Here is a 20,521-nt window from a genome sequence, read left to right on the forward strand (position 1 = left end):
CACCCTAAGAAAGCACCACAAAATCTGCTGCTCTACGGTAAGTGAAACTCCGGTTATAATGTTCCAGCCATTCGTTCCCGGATTGCCACTCCGGTCGGAGTTCCGGCAAGCCCTCCTTTTCCAGTTTCGCGGATATCCTCGCTCATGCTGCGTCCAATCGCACGCATTGCATCTATCACTTCATCCGGCGGGATTTTACTTGTGATTCCAGCCATGACCATATCCGACGAAGTCATTGCATTGACCGCTCCCATCACATTGCGTTTCACACACGGCACTTCGACCAGACCTGCCACGGGATCACAGGCAAGTCCAAGCAGATTTTTCAATGCCAGGGCTGCTGCATGGGAAATCTGCTCGGCATCTCCACCCATAAGGTATGCCACTCCTCCAGCCGCCATCGCCGAAGCCGAGCCGATCTCAGCCTGACAACCTCCGGCTGCCCCGGCGAGAAACGCCCTGTTTGCGATCACGCCGCCGATTCCTGCCGCCACATAAAGGGCTTCCACCATTTTTTCTTCGGAAAAATGTTTTTCCTCTTCTAATGTGAGAAAAACTGCCGGAACAACACCGCAGGAGCCCGCAGTCGGTGCCGCAACGATCCGTTTCATGCAGGCATTGGATTCACCTGTCTTTAAAGCTTTTTCCATCACTTTTCCAATAAATTTTCCACAGAGCAAAGTTCCTGCTTCTCTTGCTGCATGCATTTTTTCCCCGTCTGTTCCCACCAGACCGCTTGCAGACTTCAGCTTTCCATCATAATTGTCATCTGCCTCACGCATTGCCTGATACATGCCCCGCATCTGCTCAAAGGCTTCTCCCTCGCTGATTCCCTGCTCCCTGCAATCATCTTCCTGCACGATTTTCCAGAAGGGCTTTCCTTCTTTTGTTGTCATTTCGCATATTTCTTCCAAGGATTTATACATGATTCTTCTCCTGATTTTTACAAATTTTGTCACATTTACACAACATTCATCACATAAATCTGAGTTTCGCAAATACAAGAAATTTATTTACAGTAAACTCAGATAGGTTACTTTTAAAATTCCTTCCATCCGTTCTAACCACTTGAGTGCATCCGCCGGAATTTCCTGATCACACTCGATGACCATAACTGCATTTCCACCGCGGCTTGCACGGTATAACTGCATCGTTGCGATGTTGACCGATTTGTGGGCAAGCATGGATGTCACCTCTGTAACATGCCCCGGCTGGTCAATATTATGCACGATCAGTGTCGGATAATCTCCACTGAAATTTGCTGTCAGACCATCGATCTCACAGATTTCAATACGTCCGCCCCCGATGGATGCCGCGATTACCTCCAGCGTTCTTCCTGATTCGCCTGTAAGTTCCAGTTTGACAGAATTTGGATGCACATCCCCAAGATCGATCCCGGACAGTGTGAACTGCAATCCCTCACGCTCCGCGATTTCAAAGCTGTGCGGAATCGCCGGGTCATCCACCTGCATTCCCAGAAGCCCTGCCACAACCGCCTTATCCGTTCCATGCCCTTTTCCTGTTGCCAGAAATGATCCGTGAAAATAAATATCTGCCCTTACCACTTTTTCTGCAAGCAGTTTGTGACAGACTCGCCCGATTTTTACTGCTCCCGCTGTATGGGAGCTGGACGGTCCAACCATGACCGGTCCAATAATATCTAATAAATTCATAATCCTCCTTGTTTTGCGAAGCAAAATGCGAACCCTCTGGTGAGCAGAGGATTTAGTCTCCTTGTTTTGCGAAGCAAAAAACAGGGTATACCAAATCTGATATACCCCATCGTATAGTTTTTGTTGATGAAACATTTTTATTCTGATGTAGAAATTATATCTGCTTTATATAGGAAATGCAAGCGTTACTGTTTGCCCGGCAGTAAAACACTTGCTGTTTTGCTGCGTAAGAAAGTGATTTAGGAATGAACAGTAACAGCAATAACTAACGTTTTTCTATTGATTCTGTCAAAAAGAAATGTCATAATATAATCTATACTGTAATAATATAAAAGTACTAAATCATTACCTTATAATATAGAAGTGGTAAAACAGAATCTATTCTGACTAACACACCACTTCCGGGGAGGAAATGAAAATGCAGATAAAATGCGAATACTGTGGTTCCATGATTGAAGAAACTGCAGATAAATGTCCATTTTGCGGGGCAACAAACAATGCAGTCAAACGAACCGCCGATAAAACACCAAAAACAATCGCCGAATTACAGCAGTGGTATCAGGACAGACACCTGCCGCCGTATGAGACAACAAGATTTTTTATTGGCATCAATTATAAGAAACCAAAAGCATTTGGTATTTATCAGGATGGCGACCAGTTCATTGTATACAAAAACAAGGCAAACGGCGAACGTGCCATCCGCTATCAGGGCACGGATGAAGCTTATGCTGTCAATGAACTTTATCTGAAATTAAAATCTGAGATTTTAAATCAGAAGGCAAATAACCAGACAAGAAAGCAACAGCAGACACTCACGCGGGAGCAGAAGAAAGAAAAGCGGAAAAACATACTCATCACTTTTGCAATCTTTTTTGCCGGCTTTGTGGGGCTGATCTCCATTGCCATTATCGATATGCTTGCCAAAGGATTCGGAGCTTCCCTGTTCTGGTCTGTTTTTCTTGCAATCGGACTGACAATCGCAAGTTTAATTCTGGCTGGTAAATTTGGTGGCCGTGTTCCTCTCCTGCAAAAATTTCATGATAACGTAATTGGGGAAAAGTCGTCCGGTCGCGCATTTTTACTGACTTATGTTGTGATTTATGTCATTTCCTTCTGTTTATTATTTGCACCGCTCCACGCTTATTACAATGTCAGCTATTATCGCTATAACGACACCATTTACGCCAACACACGCCATAGCTGGTATGAGTACGAAGACTACGGTTATGGTGGCGATTATGAAAAAGTCAGCAAATCCTCGATTCCGGACGACGTCTTAGCAAATAAAACTGACTATCAGTTCAACTACAATGATGATAGCGAATGGACTTCCAGCTTTACAGAATTTGAGGACAGCAGTTACTATGACGAGCATTATACTTCCGATTCTGATTCCGACAGCAGTTATGACTGGGATTCCGGAGACAGCTGGGATTCCGGAACAACAGACTGGGATAGTGACTGGTAACTATAGAATACAAAGGAGTACATATGGAACATACACATATCGCCAAGGACGGTACTGTTTATACACACACGCATGAGGAAGCACACGAACACGGTCACTCACATTCCCACCCTCACCATCACGAAAGCACAAAGGCAGTTTTAAACCGTATGAACCGTGCGATTGGGCATATGGAAGCCGTTAAGACCATGATCGAGGACGGAAGGGACTGCAGTGAAGTCCTGATCCAGATTGCGGCAGTGCGGTCAGCTATTAACAATATCGGTAAAATCATTCTGGAAGATCACATTAACCACTGTCTGGTAGATGCGATCGAAACAGGTGATGAGCAGGTATTAAAAGACTTAAACGAGGCTATTAACAAGTTTGTGAAATAGCCTCCGGTGCTATATGTTCTCATTTAGTCATAGTTTGTTCATTTTTTATTCATATTTTATAGAAAATCCTGAAATCTTCCTTCTTTTTTATTTATCTTTCCAATTGTTTTTTTCCCTCATAAGCGATATATTCTTCTAGTATCAAAAATAATTTTTTTACTGTAATTTTACATGTGTTTTACCTGGACAATAAAAGAGCTTTTAAAACTCTTTTTCATTGCAGATTATCATAACTGCTGATAGATGTAACGCACCTGTATTTTTTTTGCAAAAGCGATTGCAAAAAGCTCAGATGCAGACAGGAAAATCAATTTTTTGTATTTTCCTATGCCAACAAGGAGGGTATATGAAACAGAATTTCAAGTCAGTCAAAGAAAAAATGAATAAATTATTCCAGAAATTTGCACCGGTAAAGGAAAAAGCAGAAGTTTTTCTTTCCAAATTACCAAAAAGGAAACCACACAGTGAGAAATATTATAAGAGAATTGCATTTTTCAATAAATATTCTCTTATTTTCCACTTTATTTTAGCATGCTTTATTACTTTTACCGTAGAAGTGATCTCCAGAAGAGACTTTTTCTCTGCTGTTTCCTTCGTAGGCAATCATACATGGGCTTACCTTTACAATGCCTTTATTGTATTTGCTTCCTTATCAATTGTTTACCTGTTTAAGACAAGAGCACAGCTTCGTGTTCTGATCACCGGACTCTGGATTTTCCTCGGAACAGTCAACGGAATCATCCTTTCCAACCGTGTAACTCCATTCAGCTACACCGATTTTAAAATGCTTCCAGACCTGTTTGCAATGCAGAACACCAATTATTTTACTGCGGAAGAGGCTACCGTTGTAGTAGCTGTGGTTGCTTCTTTCATTATATTTCTGGTTCTCTTCTTTATCAAAGGACCGAAGTATCAGGGAAAACGCCACGTTGTACTTTCCCCACTTGCGATCGTTGCACTGTTAGTTGTCGGTATTCCGATCACAACGCAGGCTGCACAGAGTTCTAATATTATTGCCTCTTACTTTGCAAATATTGCACAGGGTTACTCTGATTACGGATTTGTTTATGGTTTCTCTACAAGCGTTGTCGGTCGTGGAATGAATAAACCAGATGATTACTCCAAAGAAACCATTGACGCTATTGAAACTTTAGTGGACTCTTCCAAAGAAGAAACAACTGTTTCTGCTGGCAAAGAGCCAAATATTATCTGTATTTTGCTGGAATCCTTTATCGATCCATATGATGTGAATTTCCTTCAGATGTCAGAAGATCCGATTCCAACATTCCACAGTTTAGAGCAGAACTTCACCACCGGTTATCTTACCGTACCTGTTGTCGGAGCCGGAACTGCCAATACAGAATTTGAAGTTTTAACCGGTATGAGCATGCAGTACTTTGGTACCGGCGAGTATCCTTACAAAACAATTTTAAAACAGTCTGACTGCCCAAGCGTTGAAAGTATTGCATCTGACCTTTCCTCTATTGGTTACGGCACACATGTAGTACATAACAACACTGCTACCTTCTACAGCAGAAACAATGCATTTTCAAAAATGGGATTTGACACATTTACAAGTAAAGAGTTAATGAACATTACCGAGTACACACCAAGTGGAAGCTGGCCAACCGATAAAGTTCTTGTAAATGAGACGGTAAAAGCTATGGATGCAACCGAAAATCAGTCCGACTTTGTATACACGATCACGGTTGGTTCCCACGGCGATTACCCTGCTGAAAAGATTATTGAGAACCCGGAGATCACTGTAACCGGAGCTGCCGATGAAGCCTCCAATAATCAGTGGGAATATTATGTAAACATGATCCACAACACAGATAACTTCATTGCAAACCTCATTGATGCAGTCAACCGCCGCGGTGAGGATACCATTATTGTTATGTTTGGCGATCACCTTCCTACGATGGGTCTTGAAGATTCCGATATGAAATCCGGTGATATTTTCAAGACAAAATATGCAACCTGGAATAATTTCGGTCTTCCAAAACAGGACGCTGATCTTACTGCTTACCAGTTATTAGCACACATTACCGGTCAGATGGGTATCCATGAAGGCACCATGTTTACTTACACACAGACACAGGCAGATTCCTCCACTTACCAGAATGGTCTTGACAATCTCCAGTATGACCTTCTCTACGGTGAGAGATATGCTTACAACGGCGAGGATTTATATCCGGCAACGGATCTTGTCATGGACGTGGAAGACGTCAATGTAACATCCGTCCGCAAAAATGTATTGAATAATACCTTAGCGGTTTACGGTTCCAACTTTACAAAGAATGCCAAGATTTTTGTAAATGGCGAGAAGGTTCCTACCACTTACCTTACCTCCGGAATCCTGACAACTTCTCTGGATAATGTTTCCGATGGCGATGTGATTTCCGTAAGTATCACCGGTTCCCAGGGCATTATCTTACGGGCAAGCAATGATGAGGTAATTTATGAAGATCCTGATGTCATTACAACAGAAACCGAAGAACCTACCGAGGTAAACGAGACAGAGTCCTCCGAAACGGAAAACTCTGAAACCGCAAATTCTGAGACTACAAACACTCAGGAAAATAATTAATCATAGAAAGAATCCCGGATGTATGAAAATCTACATCCGGGATTTTCTTATTGCAAATGAATCACTTTACGCACAATCGCTCTCTGCTCCAATTCTTCCCTGAAATCTGTGTCCGTTTTCTTTTTACTCATCCTGCTTTCATCTATGACATAAATATACAAATCTGTTGCAATATCTTTGGTTGAACCCTTAAAGACACCTTTCGTTTCATCATAGAATCCCTGCATAGTGAGTTCTTCTGTACCATTTTCATCCCCATATACAAGCACATCATAATTGAAATTGTCTCTGTATATATCCGGGTGAGTCGTTTTAATCGTCGTAATAATTGGTGTTACAATCACTTCATCTATGGAATATCCTTCGTTCCATTCATTTACTTCGTACATGGTAACATCTTCTTTGTTGACCTGTATCGGGATTGAAAATTTCCATTGTCCCCATATGGAAATATTTTGGTTTTTTACATTTTCTGCAATCAGTGTTACCTTATAAATATAGATTTCCAATTGAAACTGATCTGGAAATTCTTTTCCCGAAAGATCAAAATACTGTGATCCTGCAAACGTATTTTCATCCACATATTTACCGGTCACACCTGCCGCTCCACAATCATTTAAGGAATAAATTTTGTCATCTGATTTTATTTTGGTGATTCCCTCATAACCAATCTGATTCTGGGAAATCTGATTGTCACTGTATTCTCCGGTATCATCTGCTTTTTTGCAATTTCCTCCACAGACATTTCCAGAAAATATTTTTGAATGATAACGTCTTTGTATTTTTTCGGCAGCCGATTTACTGCGTTCATTAAATCAAGCTTTTCTTCAACATGTTCAGAATGTGAAGCCTCATGAAATGCTTCCTCGTATTCCACAATTTTTTTGTTCTGTTTTATATAACGAACCGCTTTATTCATAATGATTCTGGTCATCCATGTTGAAAACAGCTCCGGATTTCTCAGTGTCTTTATTTTCAGATATCCCTGATAGACACTATCCTGAACAATTTCGACTGCTGCGTCCTCATTTTTTACATATAAAAATGCTATTTTATAAAAGTATGGGTTATACTGATGAATCAATTCGCCGTATGCATGACTGTCCCCATGAATTGCTTTATAAACTAAAGAGTACTCTTCTTTTTTCATCTTTCACCCACCTTTCATATATTAGATACACAACCCGGGGATGAGGTTTCAAAAACTTTTTTGTATAATGTAAAAACACCAGATTCATTTAAATAAAAATAAATCTGGTGTTTTTCATGTTGTCTATAGCTTTTTCTCGGCATTTCAGAAGAAAATCCGGGGATTATCAATTGACGACTTTTATATGTAAGAATGATCGATTTTCGTCACCACGTAATAGTTATCACCGAAATGTTCATGCACAGACTGGAGCACTTCTGTGAGCAGTTCCTCGTCCGTCAGACGGAATCCAAATGGCGCGAGAATGTCAAAAATGAGGTTCGTATGTGTCCCACCACTCACCATTCTGAAATCGTGAATGGACAAATCTTCATCAATTGCCTTGATCAGAGATACCATAGCTGCTTTCGTCTCACTCACATGCTCATCCGAAGTCACGACCGGATCCATGTGGATCGTTGCCTCACAGCCAAGTGTCTCGCGCAGTTCATTCTCAATATTGTCTATCACATCATGCAGTTCCAAAATATTTCCCTCTGCCGGAACTTCTGCATGCAATGAGATCATCTGTCTGCCCGGGCCGTAATCATGGACGATCAGATCATGCATTCCGCATACTTCCGAATGTGACATTACGATCTCATCTATTTTTTCTACAAATTCATGTGCCGGCGGCTGTCCAAGCAATGGATTTAATGTCTCTCTGGCAGCGTCAAAACCTGCATAACCGACTAATAAGCCCACAACCAGACCGCAGTAGCCATCAATTTTGATTCCTGTAAAATGGGTGAATACGGATGCCAGAAGCACAACCGTTGTCGCTGCGGTATCACTTAAACTGTCTGTGGCAACCGCTTTCATCGCTGCAGAATCCAGTTTTTTTCCAATAGCACGGTTATAATATGCCATATATAGTTTTACAAGAATGGATGCGATCAGGATCACTGCCACAAGGAGCGTGAACTCTGTTTCCTCCGGATGCATGATTTTTCCGATGGAGTCACGGACGAGTTCGTAACCCATCAAAAGGATTGCCGCAGCCACAACCAGACCTGAAACATACTCAATCCTTCCATGTCCAAATGGATGCTCCGTATCCGGTTTTGCCCCTGCAAGCTTGAAGCCAAGCAGTGTCACGATCGAAGAACCTGCATCTGAAAGGTTGTTAAAGGCATCTGCTGTGATCGCAATGGAATTGCTTAAAGTTCCTGCGAGAAATTTACCGATAAAAAGCAGTACATTAAATAATATACCGATCACACCGCACAGCATTCCGTATGCCTCGCGCTGTTTTATTTTATCTTCTGAGTCTTTGATAAATATTTTTGCTAATAATGTTACCATGTCACTCTTCCTTTTTTATTCCAGTTTTCCAAAATGTGCAAAAGGCCAGTAAGTAAAAAGTGCCTTTCCTAAAATTTTGTCTTTTGTCACATAAGTGTTACTCCAATATCTCGCATCCCAGGAATCATTCCTGTTATCTCCCATCATGAAGTACGATCCCTCCGGCACCTCAAATGTATATGGACCTGTGGCAACAGTCCATTCTTCTTTCAGATAGTCCTCCTGTAAAGGCTCTGTCGATCCATTGATATATATTTTTCCATCCTCAATAGCGATGGTATCCCCCGGAAGCCCGATCACACGCTTCACATAAATCTCACTCTCGTCATCTGGATACCGGAATACAATAATATCCCCTCTCTCTGGCTCTCCAAACACATATGCAAGACGGTTTCCGATAAAACGGTCTCCCGGCAGGATTGTATTCTCCATCGATCCGGTTGGAACGTCCGCATTGATGATCAGAAAGTTTTTGATGAGAAGCGCTGCCACTAAGGCAATTGCAAATGGGATCACCCAGCTCATGATCTCTTTGAAAATGGAGGTTTGTTCCTCATCACTCTCCTGCTTTTCCGGTGTCTTAATACCGTCTGCCGTCTGCTCAGCTTTATGTTCTATTGGATCATTAAAATCTTCTACCTGTAAATCTTCCATTATCTTTTTATCCTCAATTCATTTTCCTTATAATCTGCTATTCTGCTTTTTGCAATAGCTATATTTTACCATAACTGGAATGAAATAGATATGAGAATTTTCCTGTTGCACAAAAAAGACTGCCGGCAGTTTACCTTTTCATAAATCTGCCTGACAGTCTGATGTGCCTTCCGGAAAAAGCGCTTAGTACTCTTCCTCTTCGCCTTCTTCTTTCTCAGAAATATCGTTCACCGGTTTCTCCAGTCCCTCGATCGTGATATGGTTTTTCTCTGCGTAATCCCATAATGCAGCGTGAATTGCTTCCTCTGCCAACAGGCTGCAGTGAACCTTCACCGGTGGAAGTCCGTCTAAAGCTTCCATAACGGCTTTATTTGTCACTTCCAGTGCCTGCTGTACGGTTTTTCCCTTTACAAGTTCGGTTGCCATACTGCTTGTTGCAACGGCTGCGCCACATCCAAATGTTTTAAACTTTACATCCTGGATGATCCCGTTATCATCAATGTCAAGATACATTCTCATGATGTCGCCGCATTTTGCATTACCAACGGTACCGACACCGCTTGGATTCTCAATCTCTCCAACGTTTCTTGGGTTGTTAAAATGATCCATTACTTTTTCACTATACATACTTTTTATCCTGCTTTCTTTGAATATAACCTGTTATTTTGATCACTGTAAAATCATGTGATTGAAAAATTTATTTATTCTGTTTTTTTACGAAATCCTCATATAATGGGGACATGCTTCTCAAGCGTTCAATGATCTTCTTTAACTCGTCTACAACAAAATCGATTTCTTCAACGGTATTCTTCTCAGAAAGTGTCAGACGAAGAGAACCGTGTGCGATCTCATGAGGAAGTCCGATCGCAAGCAATACATGAGACGGGTCTAAGGATCCGGAAGTACATGCAGAACCACTGGATGCACAGACACCTGCCTGATCTAATAAGATCAGCATGGACTCACCCTCGATATAACGGAAACATACGTTTACGTTGTTTGGCAGACGGTCATGTCTGTCACCGTTCAATCTCACATATGGGATTTCTGTTAAAATACGGTCGATCAGGTGATCTCTTAAGCTGATCTCTTTTGCACTTCTCTCTGCCATGGTATTTTTTGCGATCTCGGCTGCTTTGCCGATACCTACGATACCCGGTACGTTCAGAGTTCCGGCTCTACGTTTTCTCTCCTGCGCACCACCGTGGATGAAGGAAAGAATCTTCACGCCTTTTCTGATATACATTACGCCGATTCCCTTTGGTCCGTTGATCTTGTGGCCGCTGGCACTCAGCATATCAATGTTCATCTCATCCACATCGATCGGAATATGTCCAAATGCCTGTACTGCGTCCGTGTGGAATAATACGCCATGTTCATGTGCGATACGTCCGATCTCCCTGACCGGCTGGATGGTTCCGATCTCGTTATTTGCTGTCATTATGGAAATCAGGATTGTATCAGGACGGATTGCTGCCTCTAACTCGTCCAGTTTTACTTTACCGTTTTCGTCAACGTTCACATATGTGATCTCAAAACCTTTTTTCTCCAGGTAAGCACAGGTGTGAAGGATCGCGTGATGTTCGATCGTGCTTGTGATGATGTGTTTTCCTTTGGACGCATAAGCGTCTGCGGTTGCCTTTAATGCCCAATTATCAGACTCGCTGCCGCCACCTGTAAAATAAATCTCATCTGTCTTCGCATTGATCAGTTCTGCCACGGAAGTCCTTGCTTTATCAACTGCCTTTTTGCTCTCAGATGCAAAACTGTAAATTGCAGATGGATTGCTGTATACTTCTGAAAAATATGGAAGCATCTCCTGTAACACTTCCGGATATACCTGCGTTGTTGCCGCATTATCTAAGTAAATCAGTTTACTCATATCTTTGTACCTCTTTCTATCTCTAAATTAGTTTGTAATTGATATTTCCTAGTTATTTGATATGATATAAGTATTATAACGCATTATTTCCCCTTGTCAAGGTAGGAATTGTTTTCTTTTTTGTACAAGTACGCAATTCTTTTTCATAGCCGCCCGATACCTGACAATATATAAGTATCACGGCAATTCTTCCAGACCGCTGAACATTTTCATGAGTTCTTTTTCTCCATAATCGTCAAAGTCAACAGTGAGCATCATGTCATCCTCTCTTACCACGGAACCTGTGCCGTATTTTGGATGACGGACGCGGCGTTTTTCTGTGGTTACAGTTTCATTTCCTACCGAAATGTTCTTTGTTCCTGTATTCTCCGATGGATTTTTGCCCCCTGATATTTTGCCGGCTTCCTGCAGTTCTCTATGCTCTCCACGCTCTGCAAGGATCTGGCGCTTCAGATCCTGTAAATGCGTTGCCGAGGACTCCCTGTCCTTCTCCTGTCCTTCGACCAGATTTCCCGGTATCATGCGCAGATATCTGCTCGGCCCGGGTGCTGCCCGGTACTGTCCCGGACTTGTGTAATAGGAAAGTTCCAGATGTTCTTTCGCCCTTGTGATTCCGACAAAAAAGAGACGCTGTTCCTCCTCTTCCTCCTCAAAACTTTTGGTCTGCAATGGAATCAGCCCATAATTCACACCTGTGATAAAAACATGGGAAAATTCCAACCCTTTGGATGCATGAAGTGTCATAAGCTTTACGGTATCGTTCTCATTATGTATCTCTTTTTTCAAAATATTCATTCCATACAAAGACGCCATATTTAAAAATTCCGAAAAACCTTCCACGACATTTTTCTGCTGCTCTTTCTGGTAGGTGATCATGCGAGTAAAAAAGTCCATGACATAGGTTCTGTCTTCTACATACGAAGCTGTCGTTGGATGAAGATGATTTTCCAGAGAAAAATAGCTCCAGAGGTCTTCTGGAAGTGCAACCTGTTTTGATGCATATACTTTTGAAAATTCAAGCATTTTTTCACAGATGTCTGATCCGCTTTTCGCATTTTCTGACTTTAAAATCTCTGTCTGTGTTTTTCGGGTTTCACTCAGAATATTGATCGTTTTCTCCGCTTCCTTCACCGACATGCCGTCTCCATATTTCTTATCCGCAAGTGCTGCTATACCGGAGCTTTTATCTTTCGGATTGACAGAAAAACGCAGTACCTTGATCAGCCAGTCCAGAACCGGGATGTCTTTCACAGTCTTTTTTAACGAAACTTCAAATGGAATGCCTTCTTTTTCAAAAACATGTTCAAAAATTTCCGATTGATTCTGCAAACGGTAAAAGATTGCTATTTCCCGATATGGAAGTCCTGACGCATGCAGTTCCCTGATCCTGCCTGCAAGATAGTCTGCCTCCTGAAACGGATCATACATATTCCGGATCTGAATTTTATCACCGCTCTCCCTGCCGCCCTGCAATGTGCCTCCCTGCTGCATAAAGCACCGTGCCACTGCAAGGATTTCACTGCTGGAACGGTAATTTACCGGAAGTGTCAGCTCCGTTGCCTGATACTTGGTCTTCAGCTGATAAAAAATATGAAAAGCACTTCCACGCCAACTGTAAATGACCTGATTCGGATCACCTACTGCGAAAAAACAGGTCTGTGTTTTTTTCAGGCAGTCGATGAGCTCTAACTGTTTCTCATCGCTGTCCTGCACTTCGTCCACGATGATCCAGGAGATATCTTGCATTCCTGTATTCTCGTTGTCTTGCAAGTTCGCATTCTTTTTTGATACTTCTTCTATTTCTGCTGACATCTTCACCAATTTACATGTGTTGTCCAGCAGCTCATCAAACGTCATTTTATCCTGACGTCTCTTTTCTTCCTTTAGCAATGCCTTTAATTTTTCAATATCATCCTGATATTTGCTGTTTTTCTGTTCCAGACGCTTTTTCAGCCGGTTTTTATATTTGATTTTCAGCTGATAAGTTAAGATCAACTGCTCTGCCATCTCAAGTTCTTCGTCCGGATCCATCACCATAAATTCTTTGGTATAACCCAGATTTTCCACTGGAAGCATTTTCTTCAACATCGTAAGACACACACTGTGAAATGTTCCAAAGCCCCACAACTGTTCCTCTTTGATCTCCGGCTCCAGCGCATACAGACGCTCTTTGATCTCATCCGCAGCCTTATTCGTAAAAGTCAGAACGACCATCTGTTCATATGGAATCTGCTTCTCGTAATGCAGATACATGACCTTTGTGATAAGAACCGTCGTCTTACCGCTTCCCACATTGGCGTTCACAAGACAGGCGCTGCTCTCATCGAAAACGGCTGCTTTCTGGTATTCATTTAGACGTTGTAGCTGTTGTGTGTAATTCAAATTCAATGGTGTTCCCTGCTTTTTCTATAACAAATTAATTTTTCAATGCTGTGATTGGCACTACATAGACTCCATCCGGGCGCATATATGCTGCATTGGAAAGTCCACAGACAACACATAAGGCTGCCGGCTCTTTTCCCCCATCTTTCCTTATCTCATTACGGATACGTGTTAAATTTTGTGCCGCCGCATCAATCTGATTTGCCCCAAGTTTTATCTCGAAACCGCACCATTCTCCATTCGGCATTGAGATAACCGCATCCATTTCGTTGTTATTATAGTCCTGATAGTGATATAATTCCGCATCGAACGATTCTGCATAAATTTTCATGTCTCTCTCACAGAGAGCTTCAAACAAAAATCCCAATGTATTCAAATCATTCAATAACATTTCCGGTGTTGCTTTTAAAAGTGCCGCTGCTAATGACGGATCAGACAAATGTCTTTTTTCAGCCTGTTTCACTCTTACAGAAGAACGTAATTTCGAATCATAAGGCTTTTGATTATCTGTTAAAAATAATCTGTCAAAAATATCCAGATAACTTGCAACGGTTTCTACATCAATATCTTCATCATCAATTTCTTTCATATCATTTTTTAACTTTTTATTTGTTACCGTTGTTGCTTCATTTCTGGCAAGTGAACGCAATAACAATTGCATTTTATGTTTATCTCTTTTTACATGATCAATCCGGTATACATCATCATCCAGCACTGCGTTAATATATTCCACCGGCAGATACGCTGCCTGTTTTAAAGTTGTCTCCTGATTGGCAGGCCATCCACCGCGGATAATAAAATCAATAATGTTCCTTAAATCCACTTCGCCCGTTATCTTTGATGGCGCATCCCCAGTACAAATAGCTTCTAAAGAAATGTCCCCGCTTGAGCTGCCACTCTCGTACAATGACATTGGACGCATTCTAAGCCTTGCAATCCTTCCCGCTCCACTATGCAGTATGCCTTTGTGGTTCGGTGTTGCTGATCCTGTGAGAATGAATTGTCCTTTTTCCCCACTTTGATCTACTTTATATCTTACCGCATCCCACAGTGGTGGAACTTCCTGCCATTCGTCGATCAGTCTTGGACTTTCCCCATCCAAAACCAGTGCCGGACTCATTTCCGCCAATTGTCTGTTCTGAAAATTTCCATCCGGATTACCTATCATAATCTCACTATTGCTGTGATAAGAAGATGACCATGTTTTTCCACACCACTTTGGTCCCTCCACACAAACTGCACCAAATGTGTTTAGATATTCTTCTAATTTCCGATCAATCAGTCTTGGTTTATAATCTCTTTTATTCATACTTTTCTCCATATAATGAAAGGATGTTTCTAGAACTATTATTCCCATATATTCAAGATTTATTATATTCTAATCCGATAGATTTTTCAATTCTAATACGATAAATTTTGCACTTTTAACCAGATAGATTTTATATTTCTATTCCTATGTATTTTGCATTTCAATTCCGACTGATTTTTAATTTTCAACCCGACAGATTTCAGATTACATGTCAAAAAAGCAATTCCTATCTCTCTTTTCATGAAATGAAATAGAAACTGCTCCTTACTGCACTTTGGATATTCCTTTTTGAACTTATCTATTATTACAATCCTCAAATTCCATATTTTTTCAAATCCACTCTGCCATTCACCACTTCAATGCCGTCTGCTTTCAGCAGTTCTTCCTGCACATGCTCCCCTCCAAAGGCGAAAGCCCCTGCTAATTCTCCCTTGGAATTCACAACACGGTAACATGGGATATGCTCCGGGTCCGGGTTATGGTGCAGGGCATTTCCGACAGCTCTGGACATTCTCGGATTTCCGGCAAGCTCTGCCACCCTGCCGTAAGTTGCCACTTTACCTTTTGGAATGGTTTTCACCGCCTCATAAATACGCTTTGTCGGACTGTCTGTGATAATGTCATAGCTTTCTGCAATCATCTGCTTCACATCCTTATCCGGGATTGTCCCATCTAAAATGATCGTATTCCAGTGTTCTTTATTCTGATGATATCCCGGAAGCACGGACGCATAGGCATCCCTCCAGAAATCGCGCCACTCCGGGCGCACTTTCACATTCATATTAATGTAACCGTTCCGCTCATATACCCACAAAAATGCCTTTTTGCTTCCACGCACACGCACTAACTCCCAGTTTGGATCATGGAACGGCGTTTCCAGATAAGTGTCTGGAAATGAAAGTCCGTATTTTGTTGCTTCTTCTCTTGTTTTCATTTTAGCCTCCGTTCCATCTTCTCCATCGCGTCCTTATCCGGCTCTTTCACTTCATCCGTAAGCGCCACCTGGATCTGGAATCCAACCGGCACATCCGCATAATAACTGATAATATTCTTAAGGCTCTCGCGGTTTCCCGGCTCCATCACCCAATCTGCATAAAAGGCGCTGGATAGTTTTAAGATCAGCATCCGCTCTCTCACTTCGACCGCCGGAACGGTCTGTAAAAATGCGGCAAAGTTCTCTCCGTTTTCACTAATCTTTTTACAGAACTCCTGCCACTGCTCTCCTAACTTTTCAAACGAGAACTCTTTTCTCCTGAACGTGGACGGCGCATGCTCTGCGGTCTTCACTCCCATCGGGACATCCCAGTGTTCCAGCAGGTTTTCCAGACCGAAGAGTACCATCTGCCTGTCAAGCCGGTGATCTCCCACACAGGCGGCACAGCCGTCTTTGCATCCACAGCCTTTTACAAGCTTCACGGCATTTTGGATAATATCTTCCATATTATCATAAATCTTTTCAGAGAATCCAAGTCCACCCACATACTTGTCGTAAAAATAGATGTCTACGTCCGAGCTTGTGTCAAACGCAAGTTCCAGTGCATTCGCCGATGTAATGACCCCGATGTCCTCCTGCTCTGTCATCGTCACCATCCGGGCAGCATTTTTCAATGCAAAACAGACGCCCTCATAATAATTGTTCCGCACCATTTTCGTATTCTCATTCACCTGGATCAGTCCGCGGTAAACCCTGACCACATTCTCCGGCACACGCATCCAGGTACTCTCCGTATCATAGTCTTTGGAGAGTGCCTTCGGTAACTGCTCATAGCCAAGATTCTGATGATTGTGAAACTGCATTTTCTTAAACATATAAACGTAATCGCTCACATTGACATCGCCAAAATGAAGCTCTGTGCGCGCAAGCGGCATATTTTTACTCTCGTGAACGATCTTCACATTCGCTTCCCCTGCCGCGACTGTATAATAATTTCCATTAAATGGCACTGCATAGGCAGTCCGGCTCTCAAGATCAAGCTTTGTCACCTGATAGGCAACGCCGTCATGCATGTAGACCGCACCATCGTGAAGCTCGCGGAACGCCTGACTCTCATCCATCTCTGTGATCTCTTTTCCGCTGTCCTTGTGCAGAAGCTTATAGCGCTTTTCGTCAATATTGCGCATGGAAAAATCACCCGCCGGGAACTCACCGCCAGACCACGCAAATTTTCCATTGTGGCTCGACAGTTCCTCAGCGCGGAGAAGTACCGGGATTGCCTCGCCAAGATCCGGAAACAGGGAAATATCATCAAGCGTCAAAGGAATCTCCGCTGCTGCCGCACGGATATGCGCCAGCTCAATGATCAGATTATTCTTATCGATCACAGCATTTTCACTGCTTCCCTCAAACAGCCAGCCCGGCTCAAGCGCAATGTACTGGTCAAACGGCTGATTGTCGAGAATGAGATAGTTGCTGCTCCTTTTCCCGCTTCTTCCGGCACGCCCTGTCTGCTGCCAGAATGAGGCTCTGGTGCCCGGATAACCGACTAACACCGTGGTACTGATCTTTCCGATATCAATTCCAAGTTCTAATGCATTCGTGGAAACAAGTCCCATCAGTTCTCCCGAGATCATCTGATTTTCAATCTGTTTCCGCTCAAGCGGCGTGTAACCGCCACGATAACCGGAGATTTCATCCGGCTTATGCGTGCCTAAAAATCCCTCCGCTTCCAAATGGTCTCTCGTCTCTTTTAAGACGATCTCCACATTCTTTCTGGACTTCGTAAACGCAATAAAATTTTTCCCTTCATCCATCAGTTCCGGCAAAAGCTCTGCAGCTACCGTTGTAATGCGAACCTGACCATAATAGTTATCGTCTTTCCCCATGATCTTCGGTGGCTGGATGAGATAATATCCACGTTCTGCTGCAGGTGAGCCGTCCTTATCCACAAGTGTAAACTGCTTTCCACAAATCTCCGTTGCTAGCTCTACCGGATTAGCGATCGTAGCAGAACTGCAAAGAAACTGCGGATTGGAATGATAATAACGGCATACTCTTGAAAGCCTACGGAACACATTTGCCAGATGCGAACCGAACGCTCCACGATACGTGTGCAGCTCATCGATCACAATGTATTTTAAATTGGAAAAAATAAAATCAAACCCGTATTTGCTGTGATTCGGCAGAAAAGCCCCATTCACCATCTCCGGGTTTGTCAATATGATATTGGCACTCTGCCGGATTCTTGTACGCTCCGCCACCGGCGTATCCCCATCATACACGCCTGCCACAATACGGTTCTCTCCAAAATACTCCAGATAAGGTGCGATCGCACGGTACTGATCTGCCGCAAGTGCCTTGGTCGGGTAAATGAAAATTGCCCTTGTCAGCGGATTTTTCAAAATGTCCTGTAAAACCGGGAGCAGAAAGCTTAATGTCTTGCCGCTCGCCGTCGATGTTGTGATAACAACATTCTTCCCGGAAGTCACTTTCTCAAACATTTCCGTCTGATGACAATATAATTTTTCAATTCCGTGCTCTTTTAAATACCCTGCCAGTTCCGGCAGCAGATTCTCCGGAAAATCATCGTATACTGCCGGGTGAGCAGGGATTGTTTTTTCATAAATAATGCAGTCTTTGATGTCCATGGAAAAGTCCTTCCTATTTTCTGACAGATGTCGGAATATCAATATTTAGTCCAAGCAGCATCTTTACCAGCCACACAAAGAAAATCAGCACCAGTATCGGAATCAGGCATGAAGTCACAAGCAAAATTGCCAATGCCTCGATAAAGTTATTCAACACATTCTCCACATTCGCAGTCGCTGTGGACACTCCTTCCTGCACTTTATTAAAAAGTCCTGAGAAAAATCCACCGGCATTTTCTTTGCTGTCACTGTCTGAATCACTCTGGGATTTTTCATTGCTGCTCTTATCGTCCACCTGTCCACTTTCTCCTGTTTCAGATTCTATCTCATCGGTTGTCTGCTTCGCAGTCTCTATCGTACTCTCGATGGATGACGCATAGGTTGTCTCGATCATATCCGCCACCTTCACGCTCGCCGGGATCACAAGATACACTGCCAGTCCGAAAAGCAGGAATTTCTGTGCGACCACTCGCAATATCTCTTTCCTCCACAACAGATACCCGGAGAAAAATACACATGCAATTGGAACCAGTATCTTAAATGCCGCATATCCGGTGATCGTCACCAGATATTTTTCCAAATAAATGGCACATAATACAATCAGAAAATAACTGCTCAAATCTGCCAGCTTGTTAGCAATTGGAGTTCCGACATCCCCCGGAATCAATGTGATCGCTGCTGATGCCGCTGTAGATGCTGCGGCAAGCTCCATGACGGTTGTTTTCTTATCGTCCAATGACTGGATTGTCTTCGCATTAAATTCTGTCGAAGAAGTAAACCGCGCGATCACAAAAAATGACAGTAATGCAATCACAATTGGAATCAGCGCAAATAAAATCTTTTTCTGTTTTTCGTTTTCCATGTATGTGTGCTCCTTTATACTACAACTTCATCGGACAGGCATCCCTGTCTTATCTGCAAAAATTCCATACATTTTTGCTAAAATATATAAAAAAGTATATCCTCTTTTAAATTTTCATGCAACCAAAAGCACTTAGATACACTGAACAAAATCCCCCAACTTACCGATATATAAGTTATCGAAACAAGTTGTCTAATTTATTTCACGGAGGAAATAAAGATGAACTTAACCGTAAACAATTATTTGGGCGGAACGATGAATGGATTCTCCACTGCCACGATCAACACAAGAAACACTGGAATTTCCAAAAGCAGTTCCTTTAGCACAAGGAAGTCAACCAAAAAATCTCTTAATTATAATGCAAAACAAATCTCCTCACAGCTTATCCGCGCCACAAAGTCGCGGACTGCCGCTGCGGTTCTCACCAAGGCAAAAAGTACAGTCAATAATTTACAGCACTGCCTCGGAACCGGGGAATATGATGACAGTGAGGTACAGATTGCCCTCGCACACGCAAAAAGAATGGTAAAATGCGCCCAGTCCAAGGTGTCTAATCTGAAACAGGAAGAAAATTTACAGCGGAAATATGAACGTGAAAAATCAGCAAAAGAAATGCAGCAGAAGTCCGAAGTGAAACGCCGCGTCCACCAGAAAGAAAATGATCTGAAACAAAAGATGGCGACAGAGGAGATTCAGCAGGTACAGAAAGAGAAATCAAGACGTCAGGAAATCATCCGCAAACGCCGTATGCACCGCAATGAAGAGCGCAGCAACATCAACGAAGCGGATATGAAATATCTGCAAAATACTATGGATTACAAACACGGCGGTATTTCCACTGCAGCCGGTGCAGCAACCGTCGATCTGTCTTATGTCGGACTGCAGATGAGTGAATTACAGCAGATGGAAGCACAAACGGAAGCTCAGATGAATGCCGAGTTAAATGCCACCGCCGATGCAGGCACTGTAGATACAGCCACCTGCGACAGTGGCTCATCTGCCGCAGCAGCCTCTTTCAATGGAAGCGTCAGCTCTGGAAGTGTTCTATAATTTCACCATGGGAAAATATTTTTAGAATCCCATCTTCATAGCTCACGAAGAAAATAATATTTGTTTATATCGTTTTTCTTTTCATTTACGCTGTGAATGACTTGTGAGAGAACTCTTATACATGCCCAATCAACGCTGTGAATTGCACCACAAAATCTGCAATTTACGTTATGGAACTTTGGTTGGCTTTGATTT

At 42.6% G+C, this 20,521-nt stretch carries 17 protein-coding genes; 4 read left to right on the forward strand and 13 right to left on the reverse strand.

Annotation, left to right across the window (positions count from 1 at the left end; translation table 11 throughout):
* Positions 1-53 precede the first annotated feature (53 nt).
* On the reverse strand, positions 54-926 hold the full coding sequence (gene sdaAA, locus ROSEINA2194_RS13635; RefSeq protein WP_007888313.1) for an L-serine ammonia-lyase, iron-sulfur-dependent, subunit alpha: 873 nt from the start codon (positions 924-926) through the stop codon (positions 54-56).
* An 87-nt stretch (positions 927-1,013) separates the two neighbouring features.
* On the reverse strand, positions 1,014-1,673 hold the full coding sequence (sdaAB, locus tag ROSEINA2194_RS13640) for an L-serine ammonia-lyase, iron-sulfur-dependent subunit beta (RefSeq protein ID WP_021923128.1): 660 nt from the start codon (positions 1,671-1,673) through the stop codon (positions 1,014-1,016).
* 418 nt (positions 1,674-2,091) lie between these two features.
* On the opposite strand from sdaAB, the gene ROSEINA2194_RS13645 reads away from it, so the two are divergent.
* The 3 genes from ROSEINA2194_RS13645 (at position 2,092) to ROSEINA2194_RS13655 (ending at position 6,108) form a co-directional block, all read left to right on the forward strand.
* On the forward strand, positions 2,092-3,141 hold the full coding sequence (locus tag ROSEINA2194_RS13645; RefSeq protein WP_044928165.1) for a zinc ribbon domain-containing protein: 1,050 nt from the start codon (positions 2,092-2,094) through the stop codon (positions 3,139-3,141).
* Positions 3,142-3,164: 23 nt separating this feature from the next.
* The gene (locus ROSEINA2194_RS13650; RefSeq protein ID WP_007888318.1) at positions 3,165-3,518 is read left to right on the forward strand and encodes a metal-sensing transcriptional repressor; all 354 of its coding nucleotides are present in this window, start codon (positions 3,165-3,167) and stop codon (positions 3,516-3,518) included.
* Between the two features lie 379 nt (positions 3,519-3,897).
* A complete protein-coding gene (locus ROSEINA2194_RS13655; protein WP_081453922.1) occupies positions 3,898-6,108 on the forward strand; it encodes an LTA synthase family protein in 2,211 nt (736 codons plus the stop codon).
* A 47-nt stretch (positions 6,109-6,155) separates the two neighbouring features.
* Here ROSEINA2194_RS13655 and ROSEINA2194_RS13660 read toward each other — a convergent pair whose 3' ends face one another.
* The 11 genes from ROSEINA2194_RS13660 to ROSEINA2194_RS13710 all read right to left on the reverse strand — a co-directional run bounded on the left by ROSEINA2194_RS13660 (position 6,156) and on the right by ROSEINA2194_RS13710 (position 19,276).
* Positions 6,156-6,704, reverse strand: coding sequence for a hypothetical protein (locus ROSEINA2194_RS13660; protein ID WP_007888321.1), 549 nt, complete (start codon positions 6,702-6,704; stop codon positions 6,156-6,158).
* A gap of 47 nt (positions 6,705-6,751) precedes the next feature.
* The gene (locus ROSEINA2194_RS13665; protein ID WP_007888331.1) at positions 6,752-7,258 is read right to left on the reverse strand and encodes a sigma-70 family RNA polymerase sigma factor; all 507 of its coding nucleotides are present in this window, start codon (positions 7,256-7,258) and stop codon (positions 6,752-6,754) included.
* Between the two features lie 180 nt (positions 7,259-7,438).
* A complete protein-coding gene (locus ROSEINA2194_RS13670; protein ID WP_007888352.1) occupies positions 7,439-8,602 on the reverse strand; it encodes a cation diffusion facilitator family transporter in 1,164 nt (387 codons plus the stop codon).
* A 15-nt stretch (positions 8,603-8,617) separates the two neighbouring features.
* A complete protein-coding gene (lepB, locus tag ROSEINA2194_RS13675; protein WP_007888353.1) occupies positions 8,618-9,256 on the reverse strand; it encodes a signal peptidase I in 639 nt (212 codons plus the stop codon).
* 183 nt (positions 9,257-9,439) lie between these two features.
* Positions 9,440-9,883: a Fe-S cluster assembly scaffold protein NifU gene (nifU, locus tag ROSEINA2194_RS13680; RefSeq protein WP_007888354.1), complete on the reverse strand. Its 444-nt coding sequence runs from the start codon at positions 9,881-9,883 to the stop codon at positions 9,440-9,442.
* Positions 9,884-9,953: 70 nt separating this feature from the next.
* Positions 9,954-11,138: a cysteine desulfurase NifS gene (nifS, locus tag ROSEINA2194_RS13685; RefSeq protein ID WP_007888355.1), complete on the reverse strand. Its 1,185-nt coding sequence runs from the start codon at positions 11,136-11,138 to the stop codon at positions 9,954-9,956.
* 177 nt (positions 11,139-11,315) lie between these two features.
* Positions 11,316-13,526, reverse strand: a complete 2,211-nt coding sequence (locus tag ROSEINA2194_RS13690) for an ATP-dependent helicase (RefSeq protein ID WP_321576004.1) — start codon at positions 13,524-13,526, stop codon at positions 11,316-11,318.
* 28 nt (positions 13,527-13,554) lie between these two features.
* Positions 13,555-14,829 (reverse strand): ATP-binding protein, encoded by a 1,275-nt coding sequence (locus ROSEINA2194_RS13695; RefSeq protein ID WP_044928168.1) that lies wholly within the window; start codon positions 14,827-14,829, stop codon positions 13,555-13,557.
* A gap of 313 nt (positions 14,830-15,142) precedes the next feature.
* Positions 15,143-15,763 (reverse strand): methylated-DNA--[protein]-cysteine S-methyltransferase, encoded by a 621-nt coding sequence (locus ROSEINA2194_RS13700; RefSeq protein ID WP_007888361.1) that lies wholly within the window; start codon positions 15,761-15,763, stop codon positions 15,143-15,145.
* On the reverse strand, positions 15,760-18,414 hold the full coding sequence (locus tag ROSEINA2194_RS13705) for a DEAD/DEAH box helicase (protein ID WP_007888362.1): 2,655 nt from the start codon (positions 18,412-18,414) through the stop codon (positions 15,760-15,762). Before ROSEINA2194_RS13705 ends, ROSEINA2194_RS13700 begins: the two co-directional genes overlap by 4 nt.
* A gap of 13 nt (positions 18,415-18,427) precedes the next feature.
* The gene (locus ROSEINA2194_RS13710; RefSeq protein WP_007888364.1) at positions 18,428-19,276 is read right to left on the reverse strand and encodes a hypothetical protein; all 849 of its coding nucleotides are present in this window, start codon (positions 19,274-19,276) and stop codon (positions 18,428-18,430) included.
* Positions 19,277-19,495: 219 nt separating this feature from the next.
* Here ROSEINA2194_RS13710 and ROSEINA2194_RS13715 point away from each other — a divergent pair, with 219 nt between their 5' ends.
* Positions 19,496-20,326: a hypothetical protein gene (locus tag ROSEINA2194_RS13715; RefSeq protein WP_007888366.1), complete on the forward strand. Its 831-nt coding sequence runs from the start codon at positions 19,496-19,498 to the stop codon at positions 20,324-20,326.
* Positions 20,327-20,521 lie beyond the last annotated feature (195 nt).

Origin of the sequence: Roseburia inulinivorans DSM 16841, from assembly GCF_000174195.1 — a bacterium.
GTDB lineage: Bacteria > Bacillota > Clostridia > Lachnospirales > Lachnospiraceae > Roseburia > Roseburia inulinivorans.

What these genes read in the sequence shown, in the direction of transcription:
- ROSEINA2194_RS13710 (WP_007888364.1), bottom strand. Translation starts at nt 19,276, where the DNA reads ATGGAAAACGAAAAACAGAAAAAGATTTTATTTGCGCTGATTCCAATT.
- nifU (WP_007888354.1), bottom strand. Translation starts at nt 9,883, where the DNA reads ATGTATAGTGAAAAAGTAATGGATCATTTTAACAACCCAAGAAACGTT.
- ROSEINA2194_RS13695 (WP_044928168.1), bottom strand. Translation starts at nt 14,829, where the DNA reads ATGAATAAAAGAGATTATAAACCAAGACTGATTGATCGGAAATTAGAA.
- ROSEINA2194_RS13665 (WP_007888331.1), bottom strand. Translation starts at nt 7,258, where the DNA reads ATGAAAAAAGAAGAGTACTCTTTAGTTTATAAAGCAATTCATGGGGAC.
- ROSEINA2194_RS13700 (WP_007888361.1), bottom strand. Translation starts at nt 15,763, where the DNA reads ATGAAAACAAGAGAAGAAGCAACAAAATACGGACTTTCATTTCCAGAC.
- sdaAB (WP_021923128.1), bottom strand. Translation starts at nt 1,673, where the DNA reads ATGAATTTATTAGATATTATTGGACCGGTCATGGTTGGACCGTCCAGC.
- ROSEINA2194_RS13715 (WP_007888366.1), top strand. Translation starts at nt 19,496, where the DNA reads ATGAACTTAACCGTAAACAATTATTTGGGCGGAACGATGAATGGATTC.
- ROSEINA2194_RS13655 (WP_081453922.1), top strand. Translation starts at nt 3,898, where the DNA reads ATGAATAAATTATTCCAGAAATTTGCACCGGTAAAGGAAAAAGCAGAA.
- sdaAA (WP_007888313.1), bottom strand. Translation starts at nt 926, where the DNA reads ATGTATAAATCCTTGGAAGAAATATGCGAAATGACAACAAAAGAAGGA.
- lepB (WP_007888353.1), bottom strand. Translation starts at nt 9,256, where the DNA reads ATGGAAGATTTACAGGTAGAAGATTTTAATGATCCAATAGAACATAAA.
- ROSEINA2194_RS13670 (WP_007888352.1), bottom strand. Translation starts at nt 8,602, where the DNA reads ATGGTAACATTATTAGCAAAAATATTTATCAAAGACTCAGAAGATAAA.
- nifS (WP_007888355.1), bottom strand. Translation starts at nt 11,138, where the DNA reads ATGAGTAAACTGATTTACTTAGATAATGCGGCAACAACGCAGGTATAT.
- ROSEINA2194_RS13650 (WP_007888318.1), top strand. Translation starts at nt 3,165, where the DNA reads ATGGAACATACACATATCGCCAAGGACGGTACTGTTTATACACACACG.
- ROSEINA2194_RS13705 (WP_007888362.1), bottom strand. Translation starts at nt 18,414, where the DNA reads ATGGACATCAAAGACTGCATTATTTATGAAAAAACAATCCCTGCTCAC.
- ROSEINA2194_RS13645 (WP_044928165.1), top strand. Translation starts at nt 2,092, where the DNA reads ATGCAGATAAAATGCGAATACTGTGGTTCCATGATTGAAGAAACTGCA.